A 15,534-nucleotide genomic window follows, 5' to 3' on the forward strand; every position below is an offset into this window, starting at 1 on the left:
GTCACAAGCCCCGGAACCCCGCCTCAGGCTTCAGAACCCGTCTCAGGCATCGACGGCTGACCGGCCAACGGGACCGGCCGAACAGGTCGGTCCAACGGGCCTGTGAAACAGGCGAGTTCAGCGGGTCATGCCACCGACCCTCGGCAATGAGCCGTGTCAGCGACGGGCGTGACGTGGGCTCAGGTATCCCGCGTCACGCGCCTGCGCGATCAGCCTGAGCGACCTGCGTCGGCTGTGTCCCGTGGCGCACATGACCGCGAGGACGGGGTCCGCCCCCTCCTCCTGGGCCGCGCGGTACTCCTGCGCCACCAGCCACCGCCCCTCGACGCCGCGCGGCCAGGCCGGACGGGCCCGCCGAGGGGCGAACGCCTCGCCGGCATCCCCGGCGACGGCCGGTTCCCGCGCGTCTTCCGCGTCGAACCCGCCGTCCACGTCCGCCATGTCGGCCATCTCGGCCATGGACGGCGGGTTCAGCATGTCCGCCGCGTCCCCGCCGCCCTGCCCGTCCGCCGCTTCGAGGGCGCCGCCTTCGTCGCACCTCTCGAACAGCGGCCCCTCGATCCAGTCCGCGAGCACCGTCAGGTCCACGAGCGACAGGGGCGGCTGGGCGCGGACGTCCTCGACGGAGACACGCCCCCCGCAGACGACGGCCAGCAGCTCCACGCGCGCACCGTCCACGAACCCCAGCCGCACATGGAACCAGGACGTGGCGCCCCCGGCTTCCTGGACCTCCCACGCGGGCCATACGGACACCGTGCCGTCCTCGGCGGAACGATCAGAAAGATTAAGAAACGATGCTTCTAGCACACACGCAACGTAACCGAATGATCACTTTCCATACGAACGGACACGCGCGCACCGAGCACGCACAGCACCCTGTCAGCGGAGCCGCGCTGATGCGATGCTGGAGACACCAGCGATCTCCTCCGTCCCCTTGGGTAAGGAGTTCCGCGTGCTGCGTGTCGCCGTCGTCGGCTCGGGGCCGAGTGGGGTCTACACCGCCCAGAGTCTGGTCCAGCAGGACCCCGAGGTGCTCGTCGACGTCCTGGACCGGCTGCCGTGCCCGTACGGGCTGGTGCGCTACGGCGTCGCCCCGGACCACGAGAAGATCAAGTCGCTCCAGAACAATCTGCGCGCGGTGCTCGAGCACGAGCGGGTGCGCTTCCTCGGCGGGATCCGGGTCGGGACGGGCGGGGTGCCGACGGCCCGGCTGCGCGAGCTGTACCACGCGGTCGTGTACTGCGTGGGCGCCGCGACCGACCGGCACCTCGGCGTGCCCGGCGAGGAGCTGCCGGGCAGCTGGTCGGCGACGGAGTTCGTGTCCTGGTACAGCGCGCACCCGGACACCGTCGCCGGCGGGTTCCTGCGGGACGTCCGCTCGGCGGTGGTGGTGGGCGTGGGGAACGTGGCGGTGGACGTCACCCGGATCCTGGCCCGGCAGACGGCCGAGCTCACCCCGACCGACATGCCCCAGGCGGCGCTGACCGCGCTGGCGGCGAGCGAGGTCGGCGAGATCCACATGGTGGGGCGGCGGGGCCCGTCGCAGGCCCGCTTCACCACCAAGGAGCTGCGCGAACTGGCCGGCCTGCCGGACACCGAGGTGCTCGTGGACGAGACCGAGCTGGCGCTGGACCCGGCGTACGGCGACCCCTCCGCGCTGCCGGCGGCACAGCGGCGCAACGTGGAGGTGCTGCGCGGCTGGGCGGCGAACACGCCGACGCCCGGTTCACGGCGGCGGATCCGGCTCCGGTTCTTCCTGCGCCCCGTCGAACTGCTCGCCGACAAAGGCCGGTTGGGCGCGGTGCGTTTCGAGCGGACCGTTCCGGACGCGCACGGCGGAGTGACCGGCACCGGGCGGTACGAGGACATCGGGGCACAACTGGCGCTCCGGTCGGTGGGCTATCGCGGGGTGCCCCTGGAAGGGCTGCCGTTCGATCCGGAGCAGGGCACGGTGCCGCATCTCGCGGGGCGGGTCCTGCGCGAGGGCGTGGTGGCGCCGGGCGAGTACGTGGCGGGCTGGATCAAGCGTGGGCCCACCGGGGTGATCGGCACCAACCGGCCGTGCGCGAAGGAGACGGCGACCTCCCTGCTGGAGGACGCCCCCGTCCTCGCAGGGCGGGAGCTGCCGGGTGATCCGCTCGACCTGCTGCGGGCCGCCGGGGCCGAACCCGTCGAGTGGGCGGGATGGCTGGCGATCGAGCGGGCCGAGGCGGCACTGGGCGCCTCACTCGGGCGGGGTGTGGTGAAGCTGCCGGACTGGGCGGCGCTGTGGACGGCGGTGGATCCCACCAGGATCGGTGTACAGGACACACAGCAGCAACCTGAATGAAATCAACAAACTGTTTAAGTCCCGTACGTTCTCGTGCTGTTCGACCTGACGCCCTACCCCGTGCCGTCCCGTCCGTTCGGCCCGGCCCGCCAGTCCTGGCCGTTCGGCCCGACCGGCCTGCCCTGCCCTGCTCGGATGCCCCCGCCGCCCTGGAGTGCCCATGACCATGACCGCCCCCGTTCACCCCGTCGACGAGGTGCCACCCGCACGGCAGTTGGCCGCGTTCGGCCTCCAACACGTGCTCGCCATGTACGCGGGCGCGGTGGCCGTGCCCCTGATCGTGGGCGGTGCGATGAAGCTGTCGCCCGCCGACCTGGCGTATCTGATCACCGCCGACCTGCTGGTGTGCGGCATCGCCACACTGATCCAGTGTGTCGGCTTCTGGCGGTTCGGCGTACGGCTGCCGATCATGCAGGGCTGCACGTTCGCGGCGGTGTCCCCCATGGTGCTGATCGGGACGACGGGCGGCGGACTGCCCGCGATCTACGGGTCGGTGATCGTCGCCGGGCTCGCGATCATGCTGCTGGCGCCATTGTTCGGCAGACTGCTGCGCTTCTTCCCGCCGCTGGTCACGGGCACCGTCATCCTGATCATCGGCATCTCGCTGCTGCCGGTCGCGGGCAACTGGGTCGCGGGCGGGGCCGGTTCGGCGGACTTCGGGGAGCCGAAGAACATCGGACTCGCCGCGTTCGTCCTCGCCGTGGTGCTCGCCGTGCAGCGGTTCGCGCCGCCGTTCCTGAGCCGGATCGCGGTACTGATCGGCATCGTGGTGGGGCTCGCGGTCTCGGTACCGTTCGGGTTCACCGACTTCGACGGGGTCGGGGACGCGGACTGGGTCGGGATCAGTACCCCGTTCCACTTCGGCGCGCCCGCCTTCGAGGCGTCGGCGATCATCGCGATGCTGGTCGTCGCGCTGGTCACGATGACCGAGACCACGGGTGACCTCATCGCGGTCGGCGAGATGACCGGCCGCAAGGTCGAGCCGCGCAGCCTCTCCGACGGCCTGCGCGCCGACGGGCTGTCGACCGTCCTCGGCGGTGTCTTCAACACCTTCCCCTACACGGCGTACGCGCAGAACGTCGGCCTGGTGGGCATGACCCGGGTGCGCAGCCGCTGGGTCGTCGCCGCCGCGGGCGGCATCCTGGTGCTGCTGGGCCTGCTGCCCAAGCTGGGCGCGGTGGTGGCCGCCGTTCCGGCGCCGGTCCTCGGCGGGGCGGGCCTGGTGATGTTCGGGACGGTCGCCGCGAGCGGTCTGCGGACGCTGGCCGAGGTCGACTTCAAGGGCAACCACAACCTGACGGTGGTGGCCGTGTCGGTCGCGATGGGCGTACTGCCGGTCGGCGTGCCGACGATCTACGAGCAGTTCCCCGACTGGTTCCGGACAGTGATGAACAGCGGCATCAGCGCGGGCTGTCTGACGGCGATCGTCCTGAACCTGCTGTTCAACCACCTTGCCGCTGGGGCCGGTTCGGCACCGCAGGCGGTCGCCCCGCCGACCGGCGGCGGCGAGGAGCCGGTCGGGGACGAGCCGCAGAAGTCGAGGGAAGAGGTCGTCTAGACGGCCGCGGGCGGCCGGTGGACCCGGCCGCCCACGAATCGTCAACTCGCGGCGCAGGTGGCCCCGTTGAGCGTGAAGGCAGCGGGCGCCGCACTGTTGCCGGTGTGGTTCGCCTGGTAGCCGATGGTGACGCTCGCCTGCGGGGCGAGCGTGCCGTTGTAGGTGGCGTTGGTCGCCGTCACCGCTCCGGAGGCCGGTGCGTAGGTGGCGCCCCAGCCGTTGGTGATGGTCTGGCCGGAGGGCAGCGTGAAGCCGAGCCGCCAGCCGTCGACCGTGGTGGTTCCGGTGTTGGTCAGGGTCACGGAGGCGGTCAGACCGGTACTCCAGGCGTTGGTCGTCGCGGTCACCCGGCACCCGCCGGGCTGGGGCTGCGGGGTGGGGCCGGCGGCGTCCAGGCCGAAGAAGGTGATCACGCGGGCGGCCATGCCCCAGGCGTACAGGTTGTGGCCGACGCCCTGGAGGCTGACCGCCTCCACGGGGGCCTGGTCACCCGAGCCGCCGTACCGGGTGCGGGTCCAGCCCGCGACGGGCGAGTCGGTGGCGGCCGGGGTCTGGCCCACCCCCCGCACGTTGGTCCACTGCTTGATCTCCTCACCGAAGTTGGGGTAGCGCAGCACGTCGTCCTCGGTGCCGTGCCACACCTGCATCCGCGGCCGGGACCCGGTGTAGCCCGGGTAGGCCGCACGGACGAGGTCGCCCCACTCCTGCGCCGTGCGGATCACGGTGCCACCTGAGCAGGCGCTGTTCCACTCGGAGCCGTCGGTGGTGGCGAAGCAGCCGAAGGGGACCCCGGAGAAGGCGGAACCGGCGGCGAACACGTCGGGATAGTCGCCGAGCAGGACGTTGGTCATCATCGCCCCGGAGGAGATACCGGTGGCGTAGACGCGGCCGGTGTCGGCCCCGTAGGCGGCGGTCACCCAGTCGATCATCGACTTGACGCCGACCGGGTCGCTGCCGCCGCCGCGCCGGAGCGCCTGGGGCGAGGAGACGTCGAAGCACTTGCTGCTCCGGGTGACGGACGGGTAGACGATCACGAACCCGTACCGGTCGGCGAGTTGGGAGTACTCGGTGCCGGAGTACATCGCGGGCCCGGAGCCGCCGCACCAGTGCACCGCGACGAGCACCGGCGGGTGGGCGGTGACGCCGGCCGGTGCGTAGACGTACATCTGCAGGTTGCTGGGGTTGGCACCGAAGCCGGTGACCTCGGTCAGGGTGGCCGCGGGGACCGGCGCGGCGGCCTGTGGCCGGGCGAAGGCGGCGGGAGCGGTGAGGAGAGCGGCGGTGAGCAGGAGCAGCAAAGCCCCGCATAACGAACGCAAGGCTTTCCCAGGGGAGTTCGACACGCGCTTGTCCCTTTCTGGTAGCGGCTCGGGGGACGTCGTACGTGGGGTGCGCGGGAGGAAGGCGGCGGCTCGGCAGGTGGCGCGGGTCCGCGTGGACAGACCCGGACGCATGCCCCTCTCCGACACTGACGAGGGGGACGTCCGCACCGCATGGTGACATGCACACGCTTGCCATGGAAGCGCTCCCACGGCAACTCGCGGCAAGCCCTTACTGGTTGGCCGGAGCCTGGCCGAGTGGCCGAATGTGTTCTGCGCAAAGCGTTGACTAGAAAGCGCTTGCCCCCTACGTTCCGTTCAGCAGTGTGACCGAGCCGCTCGGATCGACCGGCAAAGGACCGCGGTGTCCGCGCAGGTCGTTCAACAGGGCACGCGACATTCAGATACCTGACCATCCTCCCTCCCCCGAAGGGACGCACCCGCATGCGCACAGGGCCCCCACGCACACCGGCGCAAAGGTCCGCCCCCGTCGCGCACGGCCGCACCACCGAGGCCGCCCGGAACACTCCGGCGACCCGGAGCACCCCCACCATCCCCCACCTGGAAGAAGGCATCGGGACATGACTTCACCAGTACCGCCGCGCCGACGGCGCACCCTGACCGGCGCTCTCGCCGCCCTCACACTCTCGGTTGGCATGATCATGACTACCGGAGCACTGACTCCGGCGGACGCCGCCACCTGGCCCAGCGCGACCGGCAGCCAGGCGGTCTCCTCCACCATCGCGGTGTCCGGCACCAAGGACTACGGGATGATCCGCCTCTACGGCACCGGCGACCTGGGCAGCGGCAGCCAGGACGAGGACCAGGGGCCGATCCTGGAACTGGCCGCGGGCGCGGTGCTCAAGAACGTCATCATCGGCGCCCCCGCCGCCGACGGCATCCACTGCAAGGGCGCCTGCACCCTGCAGAACGTCTGGTGGGAGGACGTCGGCGAGGACGCGGCGACCTTCCGCGGCTCCTCGTCGTCCAACGTGTACACCGTCTCGGGCGGTGGCGCGCGGTCGGCCAGCGACAAGGTGTTCCAGTTCAACGGCGCCGGCACGCTGAACGTCTCCAACTTCGCGGTGCAGACCTTCGGCACCTTCATCCGCTCCTGCGGCAACTGCTCGACGCAGTACAAGCGGACGATCAACCTCAACACCATCGAGGCCACCTACTCGGGCAGCAAACTCGTCGGCATCAACACCAACTACGGCGACAGTGCGACCCTGAAGAAGATCACGATCGTCGGGGACAGCAGCAAGAAGATCATCCCGTGCCAGAAGTACATCGGCAACAACACCGGTGCCGAGCCGACCACCAACGGCACCAGTGCGGACGGGACTTACTGCAAGTACGCGTCCTCCGACATCACCTACAAGTAACCCCCTCCCCACCGGTCCCCCCACGGTAGGCAGGCGGCCGTACGAAGCGTCCCCGCACGGCGCTTCGCACGGCCGCCGTACCTATGCGCCCGCTCCCGACGCCGTGGCGACGAGCTCGCGTCGGTGGTGACCGTAGGCGGTGCGCAGGGCCGGCCCCGGCCAGTCGGCGGGCAGCAGCGCGGCCGGCAGCACGGGGTCGGCGAGGAGGTGCCGTACGACCGCCGCGAGGGCCGTGAAGCGGTCGGCGGGCCGCCGGGTCCGCTCGACGTGGGCCAGCAGGACCCGGGCCGTCCGCGCCCACGCGTCGAGCGGCCACAGCCCGGCGGCCAGGTCGGAGGCGGGCGGGCCGGGACGGGCGGTGAAGTGCTGGAGCACGTCCCCGAGATCCGCGGGCCAGGGCCGGCCCAGATTGGCGGGCCGCAGCCAGACCCCCTCGCGCAGTTCGGCGAGCCGCAGGGCGCTCAGCCGGCCGCGCAGTTCGGCGCGCTCGGCGGGGCCGCGGCCGGTCGCGGTGATGACGGCCATCTCCCACGTGCCGTCCCACGCGCGCATGTCCGGGTGCACGGCGTCGTCCTGGCGGCGCTGGCGCTCCAGCAGCCGGTCACTGAGCCGGTAGACGCCGTCCGTCCGCCGCAGGTCGCCCGCCGCCACCATCCGGCTGAGCGCCGCCCGCACCGTCGATCCGCCGACGCCGAACGGCTCCACCCCGCGCACCAGGTCCTTCGCCGCCATCTCGGGCGGATGCGTGCCCAGCAGCAGACTCAGGACCACCGACCGCGCGGACAGCGGGGGCAGGTCGACCTCGCCGGGCTGCGCCGTCACGTTCATCCGCATGAGGCCGTACTGTACGTGCGGTTCCGATGTTGCACTATTGCTACACCTGTAGGGAAAGTGCAACATGGGTCGCATGGCCCAGATACTCACCCAGCCGCAGCCGCAGGCACACCCGGCGCCGCCCGTCTCGTCGTACGCCACGCACGACGTCACCAACCAGCCTCCGCCGCTGGCCCCGTACGACGCCTCCGACGACGTGGCCCTGCTGGAGGGGCTGCGCCGGGAGGGCGCCGGATGGGCGGAGCCGGACGTCCGCCGGATCGGTCTGCTGGCCGGCGGCGTCGAGGCGCAGGAGTGGGGCGAGCTGGCCAACCGGCACGAACCCGTCCTGCGCACGCACGACCGCTACGGGCACCGCGTCGACGAGGTCGACTTCCACCCCGCCTGGCACGAGCTGATGCGGGTCGCGGTCGCGGAGGGACTGGCCGGCGCGCCCTGGGCGGACGACCGGCCTGGCGCCCATGTGGCGCGCACGGCGGGCGGTCTCGCCTGGGGGCACACGGACGCCGGGCACGGCTGCCCCACGTCGATGACCTATGCGGCCGTCCCGGCGCTGCGCCGCCAGCCGGAACTCGCCGCCGTCTACGAGCCGCTGCTGACCGGCCGGGTGTACGACCCGGGGCTGCGGGTGCCGACGCAGAAGCGCGGGCTGCTCGCGGGCATGGGGATGACCGAGAAGCAGGGCGGCTCCGACGTCCGGACGAACACGACGTCGGCCCGGCCCACGGCGGAGCCCGGGGTGTACACCCTGCGCGGGCACAAGTGGTTCACGTCGGCGCCCATGTGCGATCTCTTCCTGGTGCTGGCGCAGGCGCCGGACGGGCTCTCGTGCTTCCTGGTGCCGCGCGTGCTGCCCGACGGCACCCGCAACACGTTCCGCGTCCAGCGGCTGAAGGACAAGCTGGGCAACCGCTCCAACGCGTCCTCCGAGCCCGAGTTCGACGGGACCGTGGCCTGGCTGGTCGGGCCCGAGGGACAGGGCGTGAAGACCATCATCGAGATGGTCAACTGCACGCGCCTCGACTGCGTGATGATGTCCGCGACGCTGATGCGCAAGACGCTCGTGGAGGCGGGGCACCACGTGCGGCACCGCAGCGCGTTCGGGGCGCGGCTGCTGGACCAGCCGCTGATGCGCAATGTGCTGGCCGACCTGGCGCTGGAGTCGGAGGCCGCCACCACGCTCACCCTGCGGCTGGCCGGCGCGGCGGACCGGGCGGTGCGCGGGGACGACGGCCGGGATGCCGAGCGGGCCTTCCGGCGGATCGCCACCGCGGTCGGCAAGTACTGGGTGACCAAACGAGGTCCGGCCTTCACCGCGGAGGCCCTCGAGTGCCTCGGCGGCAACGGCTACGTGGAGGACTCGGGAATGCCCCGGCACTACCGCGAGGCGCCCCTGCTGTCCATCTGGGAGGGCTCGGGCAACGTCAACGCCCTCGACGTGCTGCGCGCGTTGACCCGCGAACCGGCGACGGCGGACGCCCTGTTCGGCGAACTCGCGCTGGCCCGGGGCGCGGACGCCCGCCTCGACGCCGCCGTCTCGCGGCTGCGTGACCGGCTGGGCGAGACGACACCGGCCGGCGCGCGCCGTCTGGTGGAGCAGATGGCCCTCACCCTCCAGGCCTCGCTCCTGGTCCGGCACGCCCCGCCCGCCGTCGCCGACGCGTTCTGCGCGACCCGGCTTGGCGGCGACTGGGGGTACGCCTTCGGCACGCTCCCGGACGGCGCCGACCTCGACGGGATCCTGGAGCGGAGCCTTCCCGGCACGAGCTGACGTCTTCGCGGGGGAGCCGTCGCCGGGCCCTCTCGGCTGCCCGTGCTCCCCGGCCCGGTCGTCGGGTCTCCGTCCGGGGCGAGCCGGGCTCGGCGGGCCGGGGCACGGGGCGCCGGGTCAGCCCGTCGGGCGGCCCCAGAGCGCGTCGAAGCGGGCCCAGTCGGTGTCCCACTGCTCGACGCGCCTGCGCTCCATGCGGCCCCGCAGGACACGGCCCCCCGCGAAGGGGAGGACGGCCGCGCCGACCCCCGCCAGACCGCCGACCAGGGAGGCGCGCAGTCTGGCCTGGGCGGCCGTGGCCGGTTTCGTCACCAGGCGCCCCTGCCGGTCCGTCCACACCGTGACGGGGGTGCCCACGGCACTGCCGGGACCCACCCGGACCTGGCCCTGGTGGGCCGAGCCGTCCGGTCCGGTCCAGCCGACCTTCGCCCACACCTGATCACCGGCGGAGGAGCCGTTCACGGCGGCCCTGCCCGGGGCCCGCTCGGTCAACCGCCCCAGGAGGGGCCGCCACTCGACGCGTTCCCGCGCCAGACCGTGTTCGACGGACCCCGCGGTCGCCCACCCCGCCAGCACCCCGGCGAGGACGGTCAGCGCCCACACGCCCAGCACGACCCAGGCCTCCACCGTGTCGGCGCGGCGCTTGAGCGGGTTGCGCCGCCAGCGCCACAGCCACACCTTCGGACCACGGAACGCCATCGAAGGCTTCCTCCTCATGAGCGCATGAACATCCCGGCCGCCCTCCCATACGGGGCGCACGCGCCTGATGCTCAGGGCGAATCCCCCGTCCCGACGGTGCCACGCGCCCGGCGCCCGCGCAGGCGTCCCGGCGAAAGTGGCCGATGTCTTGCGCTCCCGGCCCGCCGTATCCGCCGTGACCTGCGGCGACGGCGCTTCCGGAGGTGACTGTCAGTGGCGGGGTGCAGACTGGCCGATGTCTGGGACAAGGACGTCAAAGACACAGCGGAGGTGATCGGGCATGACCGAGACACTGCTTGCCGTGGGCACGCGCAAGGGCCTGTTCCTGGGGCGTCGGCGCGGTGGCGCATGGGAGTTCGACGAATCCCCCTACTTCAACGCACAGGCGATCTACTCGGTCGCCATCGACACCCGCGGCGACCGGCCGCGGCTGCTGGCCGGCGGCGACAGCGCGCACTGGGGTCCGTCGGTGTTCCACTCCGACGACCTCGGGCGGACATGGACCGAACCGGCCGCCCCCGCCGTCAGGTTCCCGCAGGACACGGATGCCTCGCTGGAGCGGGTGTGGCAACTGCACCCGGCCGCCGCCGAGCCGGACGTGGTGTACGCGGGCACGGAACCGGCCGCCCTGTACCGCTCGGAGGACCGCGGCGAGAGCTTCGAGCTGGTACGCCCCCTGTGGGAGCACCCCACGCGCTCGAAGTGGGTGCCGGGCGGCGGCGGGGAGGGCCTGCACACGGTTCTCACCGACACGCGCGACCCGCGGTCGGTGACCGTCGCGGTGTCCACCGCCGGGGTGTTCCGCACGAGCGACGGCGGCGCGAACTGGGCGCCCGCCAACTCCGGTGTCTCCGCGGTGTTCCTGCCGGATCCGAACCCGGAGTTCGGCCAGTGCGTGCACAAGGTCGCGAGGGACGCGGCGAATCCGGACCGTCTCTATCTCCAGAACCACTGGGGGGTCTACCGCAGCGACGACGCGGGCGGGCAGTGGACCGACATCGGCGCGGGCCTGCCCTCCACCTTCGGGTTCGCCGTCGCCGCGCACCCGACGCGCGGGGACACGGCGTATGTCTTCCCGATCAACGCCGACGCGGACCGGGTGCCCGCCGAGCACCGCTGCCGGGTCTTCCGCACCTCGGACGCGGGCGAGAGCTGGGAGCCGCTGACGGCGGGCCTGCCGCAGGAGGACCACTACGGCACGGTGCTGCGCGACGCGCTCTGCACGGACGACGGGGACCCGGCGGGCGTGTACTTCGGCAACCGCAACGGCGAGGTGTTCGCCTCGGCCGACGACGGCGACAGCTGGCGGCAGTTGGCCTCGCACCTGCCGGACGTCCTGTGCGTACGGGCCGCGGTGGTCGGATGAACCGACCCGCCCGCGGGGGCCGGACGGCCGGCCTCGGCCACTGGTTGATCAGCGGCCTGTGTACGGCAGTAGGGTGACGCCGTGGCACCACGACCCTTGCATGAAATCGTCGAACCGGGCTGGGCCGAGGCCCTTGCACCCGTCGCAGGGAAGATCGCCGAGATGGGCGACTTCCTGCGCGCGGAGATCGCCGCGGGACGCACCTACCTCCCTGCCGGACAGAACGTCCTGCGGGCCTTCCAGCAGCCCTTCGACGACGTCCGCGTCCTGATCGTCGGACAGGACCCGTATCCGACGCCCGGGCACGCGGTGGGCCTGTCGTTCTCGGTCGCTCCGGAGGTCCGCCCGCTGCCCGGCAGCCTGATCAACATATATCGGGAGCTGAACACCGACCTGGGCCTGCCCCAGCCGTCCAACGGCGACCTGACACCGTGGACGCGGCAGGGGGTGCTGCTGCTCAACAGGGCGCTCACCACGGCTCCGCGCAAGCCGGCGGCACATCGCGGGAAGGGCTGGGAGGAGGTCACCGAACAGGCGATCCGGGCGCTCGCGGCGCGCGGCAAGCCCCTGGTGTCCGTCCTGTGGGGCCGCGACGCCCGCAACCTGCGTCCGCTGCTCGGGGACCTGCCCTCGGTGGAGTCGGCGCACCCCTCCCCCATGTCGGCGGACCGTGGCTTCTTCGGCTCGCGGCCGTTCAGCAGGGCGAACGACCTGCTGGTCCGGCAGGGAGGTCAGCCGGTGGACTGGCGCCTGCCGTGACCGCCGGGGCCGGTCCGGGCGAAGGGGCCGGGACCGGCGACGCGGCCGTCTCCGGCGGCGGCTTCCTCGCCGTGGACTCGGGCGGTTCAGGTCTCCGGGTCGTCCTGGGGACCGCCGGGCGCGGTGCGCTCGGCCGGCGCTCGTCCCCGGTGCCCGTGCGCACCGGCCCGCGGGGCATCGACCCGGACCACCTGATGTCACAACTGACCCCACTGGTCAGGGCGTTGACGGCGGAGACCGGTGTCCCCGGGCCCGCCACGGCGGTCGTGGGCGCGGCGGGGCTCGGCACCCTGGGCGACGCGCTGCGCGCGGAGCTCCCGGGCGCCCTGGCGCGGGAGTTCGGCGTCCGGAGGACCGCGCTCGCCGCCGACGCCGTCACCGCCTACGTCGGCGCTCTCGGAACCCGGCCGGGCGCCGTGGTGGCCGCGGGGACGGGCCTGATCGCCATCGGTACGGACCTGACGGCATGGCAGCGGGCGGACGGCTGGGGCCATCTGCTGGGCGACTGCGGCGGCGGCGCGTGGATCGGGCGGGCCGGTCTGGAAGCCGCCCTGCGCGCCTACGACGGGCGGCCCGGCGGGTCGGTTGCGCTGCTGGCCCTGGCCGAGGAGCGGTTCGGGCCGATGACCGGGCTGCCCGGTCTGCTGTACCCGCGTCCGGACCGGCCGGCCGTCCTCGCCTCCTTCGCGCCGCAGGTGGCCGCCTGCGCCCAGGACGACCCGGTCGCCGCCGGCGTCCTGCGCACCGCGGCCCGGCACATGGCCGAGTCGGCCGCCGCGGTCTGCCCGGCCGGCGGAGAGCCCCGGATCGCTCTCACCGGCGGTCTGTTCAAGGTGGGCGACCCTCTTCTCGTCCCTCTGGAGGGGGAACTCGCGCGGCTGCTGCCGCACGCCCTGCGGGTGCCCGCCGAGGGCGATCCGCTGGACGGCGCCGTGCGCATCGCCACCGCACTGGCGACGGGCACGCTCACGCTGCCGCGCGAGGAGAGTCTGTTCTCGGTGGAGGGCCCCGTGAAACCCCTCTGATGCATCAGGCGTAGAGAAAGTACGTCACGCCCCAAAAGGGGGATTACCGCCTCCGAGGGCAAGTCGCCTGGAAAACACGCTGATCACTTCTGATCCGTACGTAACTCATCAGACAAAACCGGACGGATACCGCTCACGTGCACCCTCCCCGAACAGGGGAGCCCAGGAAGCCAGTAACATGCGTCGCCATGAGCTCCCCCACTGGGCCCGCGTCCGGCCTGCCAGTACGAATGCCGCGGCCCCGCCAGCCTGGGCGGCACCGCCGACCCGAGCCGGTGGCGGCTCCCGAGGGCGCGCCCGCGCTCGTCCTCGCGGTGCCTGGTCCGCCGAGTGCCGCCACGCGCGGCCTCGCCGAGGAGATCGTGAGCATCGCCCGCTCCGAGCTGCCCGGCCTCGACGCACGCATCGGCTACCTGGACGGGGACGACGACGGTTTCCCCACCCTCCAGTCCGTTCTCGCGCACGCCGCCGACGAGCGCACCGCCCGCTTCGAGCAGGCCCGTGCCGCCGGACTGGACGTCAAGGAGCCCGACGGCCCGGTGGGTGTCGTCGTGCCGCTGCTGGCCGGTCCCGACGGCGCGCTGCTGCGCCAGGTCCGCCAGGCCGTCATGGAGAGCCGGATCGCGGCCGAGCTGACCGATGTGCTCGGCCCGCACCCGCTGCTCGCCGAGGCCCTGCACGTGCGGCTGTCCGAGGCCGGTCTGGCCCGCGCCGACCGCGCCCGGCTGTTCACCGTCGCGACGGCCGCGGACGGCATCATCCTCGCCTCCGTGGGCGGCGAGGAGGCCGTGCAGGCCGCCGGGATCACCGGCATGCTGCTCGCCGCGCGACTCGCCGTGCCGGTGATGGCCGCGGCTCTCGACCAGGAGGGCTCGATCGCCTCCGTCGCCGAGCAGCTGCGCTCCTCCGGCTCCCAGCAGCTGGCGCTGGCGCCCTACCTGATCGGCCCGGAGATCGACGCCACGCTGATCGAGGAAGCGGCCAGGGAAGCCGGCTGTGCCGCCGCCGAGGCGCTCGGCCCGTACCCGGCCATCGGCAAGCTCGCGCTGGCCAAGTACACGACCGCCCTCGGTATCGCCCCGCCGCAGCCCCAGGGCGCGCCGGTCCGCTGAACCGAACGCACGGACGCCGTACGAACGAAGGGCCCGCTCCGGGTGTGGAGCGGGCCCTTCGCGTCGCCTCTCGTCGCCCCGCGTCACCCCCGGGTCGGCGCGAGGCCGGTCGGCGGCACGAAACGCCGAGCGGCGCGAATCGGCGGGCCGGTCGGCGGTGCGGGTCAGCCGATGACCACGCAGGCGGCGGCGGGGACGGCGATCGAGCCGGCGCGTCGGGGCAGGCCGGACGCCGGGTCCAGGGAGAACCAGGTGACGTCGCCCGAGCGTTCGTTCGCGACGTACAGGAAACCGCCGGACTCGGCGACGGCCCGCGGCCAGTGTCCGGCGCAGGGCACCGTCCCGACCAGTCGCAGCGTCTCCCCCGCGCCCTCCACTGCGAACACGGAGAGCACGTCCTCGCCGCGGGTGGCGGTCCAGACGAACCGGCCGTCGGGCGAGACGACGAGGCCCGAGGGGTAGGCGTCCCCGGCCGGGGCGCCGGGCAGGACCGCGGCCTCGGCCAGCGGCTTCAGCGAGCCGTCCGAGGCGTCCCAGCGGCAGACGGTGACGGTCGGGGTGAGCTCGTTGACCACGTAGGCGTACCCGCCCCCCGGGTGGAAGGCCAGGTGACGAGGCCCCGAGCCGGGGCGCAGCGCGTGCTCGCGGTGCAGGACGGGGTTGCCGTCGCGCAGGGCGCACACCCGTACCGAATCCGTTCCGAGGTCCACGCTGACCGCCCAGCGGCCGCTCGGGTCGGGCTGCACCTGGTGGGCGTGCGGACCCTGCTGGCGACGCGTGTGCGGGCCCGAGCCGGAGTGCCGGAGGACGCCGGAGGCGACGCGGGCGAGGGTGCCGTCGGCGCGGACCGGGACGGCGGTGACACTGCCGGAGCCGTAGTTGGCGGTGAGGACGTGTCCGTCGAACACGCTGAGGTGTGTGGGGCCGCTGCCGCCGACCGGCACCGGCGGCCCGGTCTGCTCCGGCGCGTCGCCCGTCACCCGGTACGCGGCCACCGCGCCGTCCGCCGTCTCACTGACCGCGTACAGCGTGTCCCCGGTGGCCGACAGGGCCAGATACGAGGGGTCGGGGACCCCGTTCACGCTGCCCAGGACGGTCAGAGCACCGCTGACCGGGTCCACGGCGGCGGCCACGATCCCGGGCCCTCCAGCCGCCGTGAACGAGCCGATGAACGCCCGCCGTCGCCTTCCGCCGAGGTCTGCCACCGCTGTCCCCTCCCGGGTCGCCGCTGCCGCTGCTGACGCTGCTGCTCGGGGTGACCGTAGCAGTCGATCACCAGCGGTCTAGACCAGGCGCGCTCGCTCGGCCCGGCAACGGCGCCCGGGCGGCGGACAGCCATACCCGGGAGCCGCTCGAGAACGGCCCGCTCCAGAACGC

The 15,534-nt window shown here is 73.1% G+C and carries 13 protein-coding genes; 8 read left to right on the top strand and 5 right to left on the bottom strand.

Annotation, left to right across the window (positions count from 1 at the left end; all coding sequences use genetic code 11):
- Positions 1–156: 156 nt before the first annotated feature.
- The gene (locus ASD48_RS32495; protein ID WP_057605385.1) at positions 157–753 is read right to left on the bottom strand and encodes a DUF6214 family protein; all 597 of its coding nucleotides are present in this window, start codon (positions 751–753) and stop codon (positions 157–159) included.
- 199 nt (positions 754–952) lie between these two features.
- Between ASD48_RS32495 and ASD48_RS32500 the strand changes: the two genes are divergently transcribed.
- Positions 953–2,329: an FAD-dependent oxidoreductase gene (locus ASD48_RS32500; protein ID WP_057605386.1), complete on the top strand. Its 1,377-nt coding sequence runs from the start codon at positions 953–955 to the stop codon at positions 2,327–2,329.
- Positions 2,330–2,489: 160 nt separating this feature from the next.
- Complete coding sequence (locus ASD48_RS32505) at positions 2,490–3,887, top strand: nucleobase:cation symporter-2 family protein (protein WP_057605387.1); 1,398 nt, start codon at positions 2,490–2,492, stop codon at positions 3,885–3,887.
- A gap of 41 nt (positions 3,888–3,928) precedes the next feature.
- Here the strand turns inward: ASD48_RS32505 and ASD48_RS32510 are convergent, their stop codons facing one another.
- Positions 3,929–5,185, bottom strand: a complete 1,257-nt coding sequence (locus tag ASD48_RS32510; RefSeq protein WP_242432801.1) for a PHB depolymerase family esterase — start codon at positions 5,183–5,185, stop codon at positions 3,929–3,931.
- 602 nt (positions 5,186–5,787) lie between these two features.
- Here ASD48_RS32510 and ASD48_RS32515 point away from each other — a divergent pair.
- A complete protein-coding gene (locus ASD48_RS32515) occupies positions 5,788–6,591 on the top strand; it encodes a pectate lyase (RefSeq protein WP_057605389.1) in 804 nt (267 codons plus the stop codon).
- 81 nt (positions 6,592–6,672) lie between these two features.
- On the opposite strand, the gene ASD48_RS32520 is transcribed toward ASD48_RS32515, so the two are convergent.
- Positions 6,673–7,425, bottom strand: a complete 753-nt coding sequence (locus ASD48_RS32520; RefSeq protein WP_057605390.1) for a PaaX family transcriptional regulator C-terminal domain-containing protein — start codon at positions 7,423–7,425, stop codon at positions 6,673–6,675.
- A 73-nt stretch (positions 7,426–7,498) separates the two neighbouring features.
- Here ASD48_RS32520 and ASD48_RS32525 point away from each other — a divergent pair, with 73 nt between their 5' ends.
- Positions 7,499–9,196 (top strand): acyl-CoA dehydrogenase family protein, encoded by a 1,698-nt coding sequence (locus ASD48_RS32525; protein ID WP_057605391.1) that lies wholly within the window; start codon positions 7,499–7,501, stop codon positions 9,194–9,196.
- A gap of 117 nt (positions 9,197–9,313) precedes the next feature.
- Here ASD48_RS32525 and ASD48_RS32530 read toward each other — a convergent pair whose 3' ends face one another.
- Positions 9,314–9,895, bottom strand: coding sequence for a hypothetical protein (locus tag ASD48_RS32530; protein WP_057605392.1), 582 nt, complete (start codon positions 9,893–9,895; stop codon positions 9,314–9,316).
- A 280-nt stretch (positions 9,896–10,175) separates the two neighbouring features.
- Between ASD48_RS32530 and ASD48_RS32535 the strand changes: the two genes are divergently transcribed.
- From ASD48_RS32535 to ASD48_RS32550, 4 genes are all read left to right on the top strand, one after another.
- On the top strand, positions 10,176–11,261 hold the full coding sequence (locus ASD48_RS32535; RefSeq protein WP_057605393.1) for a sialidase family protein: 1,086 nt from the start codon (positions 10,176–10,178) through the stop codon (positions 11,259–11,261).
- 81 nt (positions 11,262–11,342) lie between these two features.
- Entirely contained in the window at positions 11,343–12,020 is a 678-nt protein-coding gene (locus tag ASD48_RS32540) for a uracil-DNA glycosylase (RefSeq protein WP_057605394.1), read from the top strand.
- The gene (locus ASD48_RS32545) at positions 12,017–13,045 is read left to right on the top strand and encodes a BadF/BadG/BcrA/BcrD ATPase family protein (RefSeq protein WP_079074119.1); all 1,029 of its coding nucleotides are present in this window, start codon (positions 12,017–12,019) and stop codon (positions 13,043–13,045) included. The genes ASD48_RS32540 and ASD48_RS32545 overlap by 4 nt, the downstream gene beginning before the upstream one ends.
- Before the next feature lie 188 nt (positions 13,046–13,233).
- Positions 13,234–14,157: a hypothetical protein gene (locus tag ASD48_RS32550; protein ID WP_079074120.1), complete on the top strand. Its 924-nt coding sequence runs from the start codon at positions 13,234–13,236 to the stop codon at positions 14,155–14,157.
- A gap of 164 nt (positions 14,158–14,321) precedes the next feature.
- On the opposite strand, the gene ASD48_RS32555 is transcribed toward ASD48_RS32550, so the two are convergent.
- Entirely contained in the window at positions 14,322–15,362 is a 1,041-nt protein-coding gene (locus tag ASD48_RS32555; RefSeq protein WP_057605396.1) for a lactonase family protein, read from the bottom strand.
- Between the last annotated feature and the right edge of the window lie 172 nt (positions 15,363–15,534).

Origin of the sequence: Streptomyces sp. Root1310, assembly GCF_001426425.1 — a bacterium.
Classification (GTDB): Bacteria; Actinomycetota; Actinomycetes; order Streptomycetales; family Streptomycetaceae; genus Streptomyces.

Coding starts and splice junctions, on each gene's coding strand:
- ASD48_RS32535 (WP_057605393.1), top strand. CDS start 10,176: ATGACCGAGACACTGCTTGCCGTGGGCACGCGCAAGGGCCTGTTCCTG.
- ASD48_RS32505 (WP_057605387.1), top strand. CDS start 2,490: ATGACCATGACCGCCCCCGTTCACCCCGTCGACGAGGTGCCACCCGCA.
- ASD48_RS32515 (WP_057605389.1), top strand. CDS start 5,788: ATGACTTCACCAGTACCGCCGCGCCGACGGCGCACCCTGACCGGCGCT.
- ASD48_RS32530 (WP_057605392.1), bottom strand. CDS start 9,895: ATGGCGTTCCGTGGTCCGAAGGTGTGGCTGTGGCGCTGGCGGCGCAAC.
- ASD48_RS32550 (WP_079074120.1), top strand. CDS start 13,234: ATGAGCTCCCCCACTGGGCCCGCGTCCGGCCTGCCAGTACGAATGCCG.
- ASD48_RS32520 (WP_057605390.1), bottom strand. CDS start 7,425: ATGCGGATGAACGTGACGGCGCAGCCCGGCGAGGTCGACCTGCCCCCG.
- ASD48_RS32525 (WP_057605391.1), top strand. CDS start 7,499: ATGGCCCAGATACTCACCCAGCCGCAGCCGCAGGCACACCCGGCGCCG.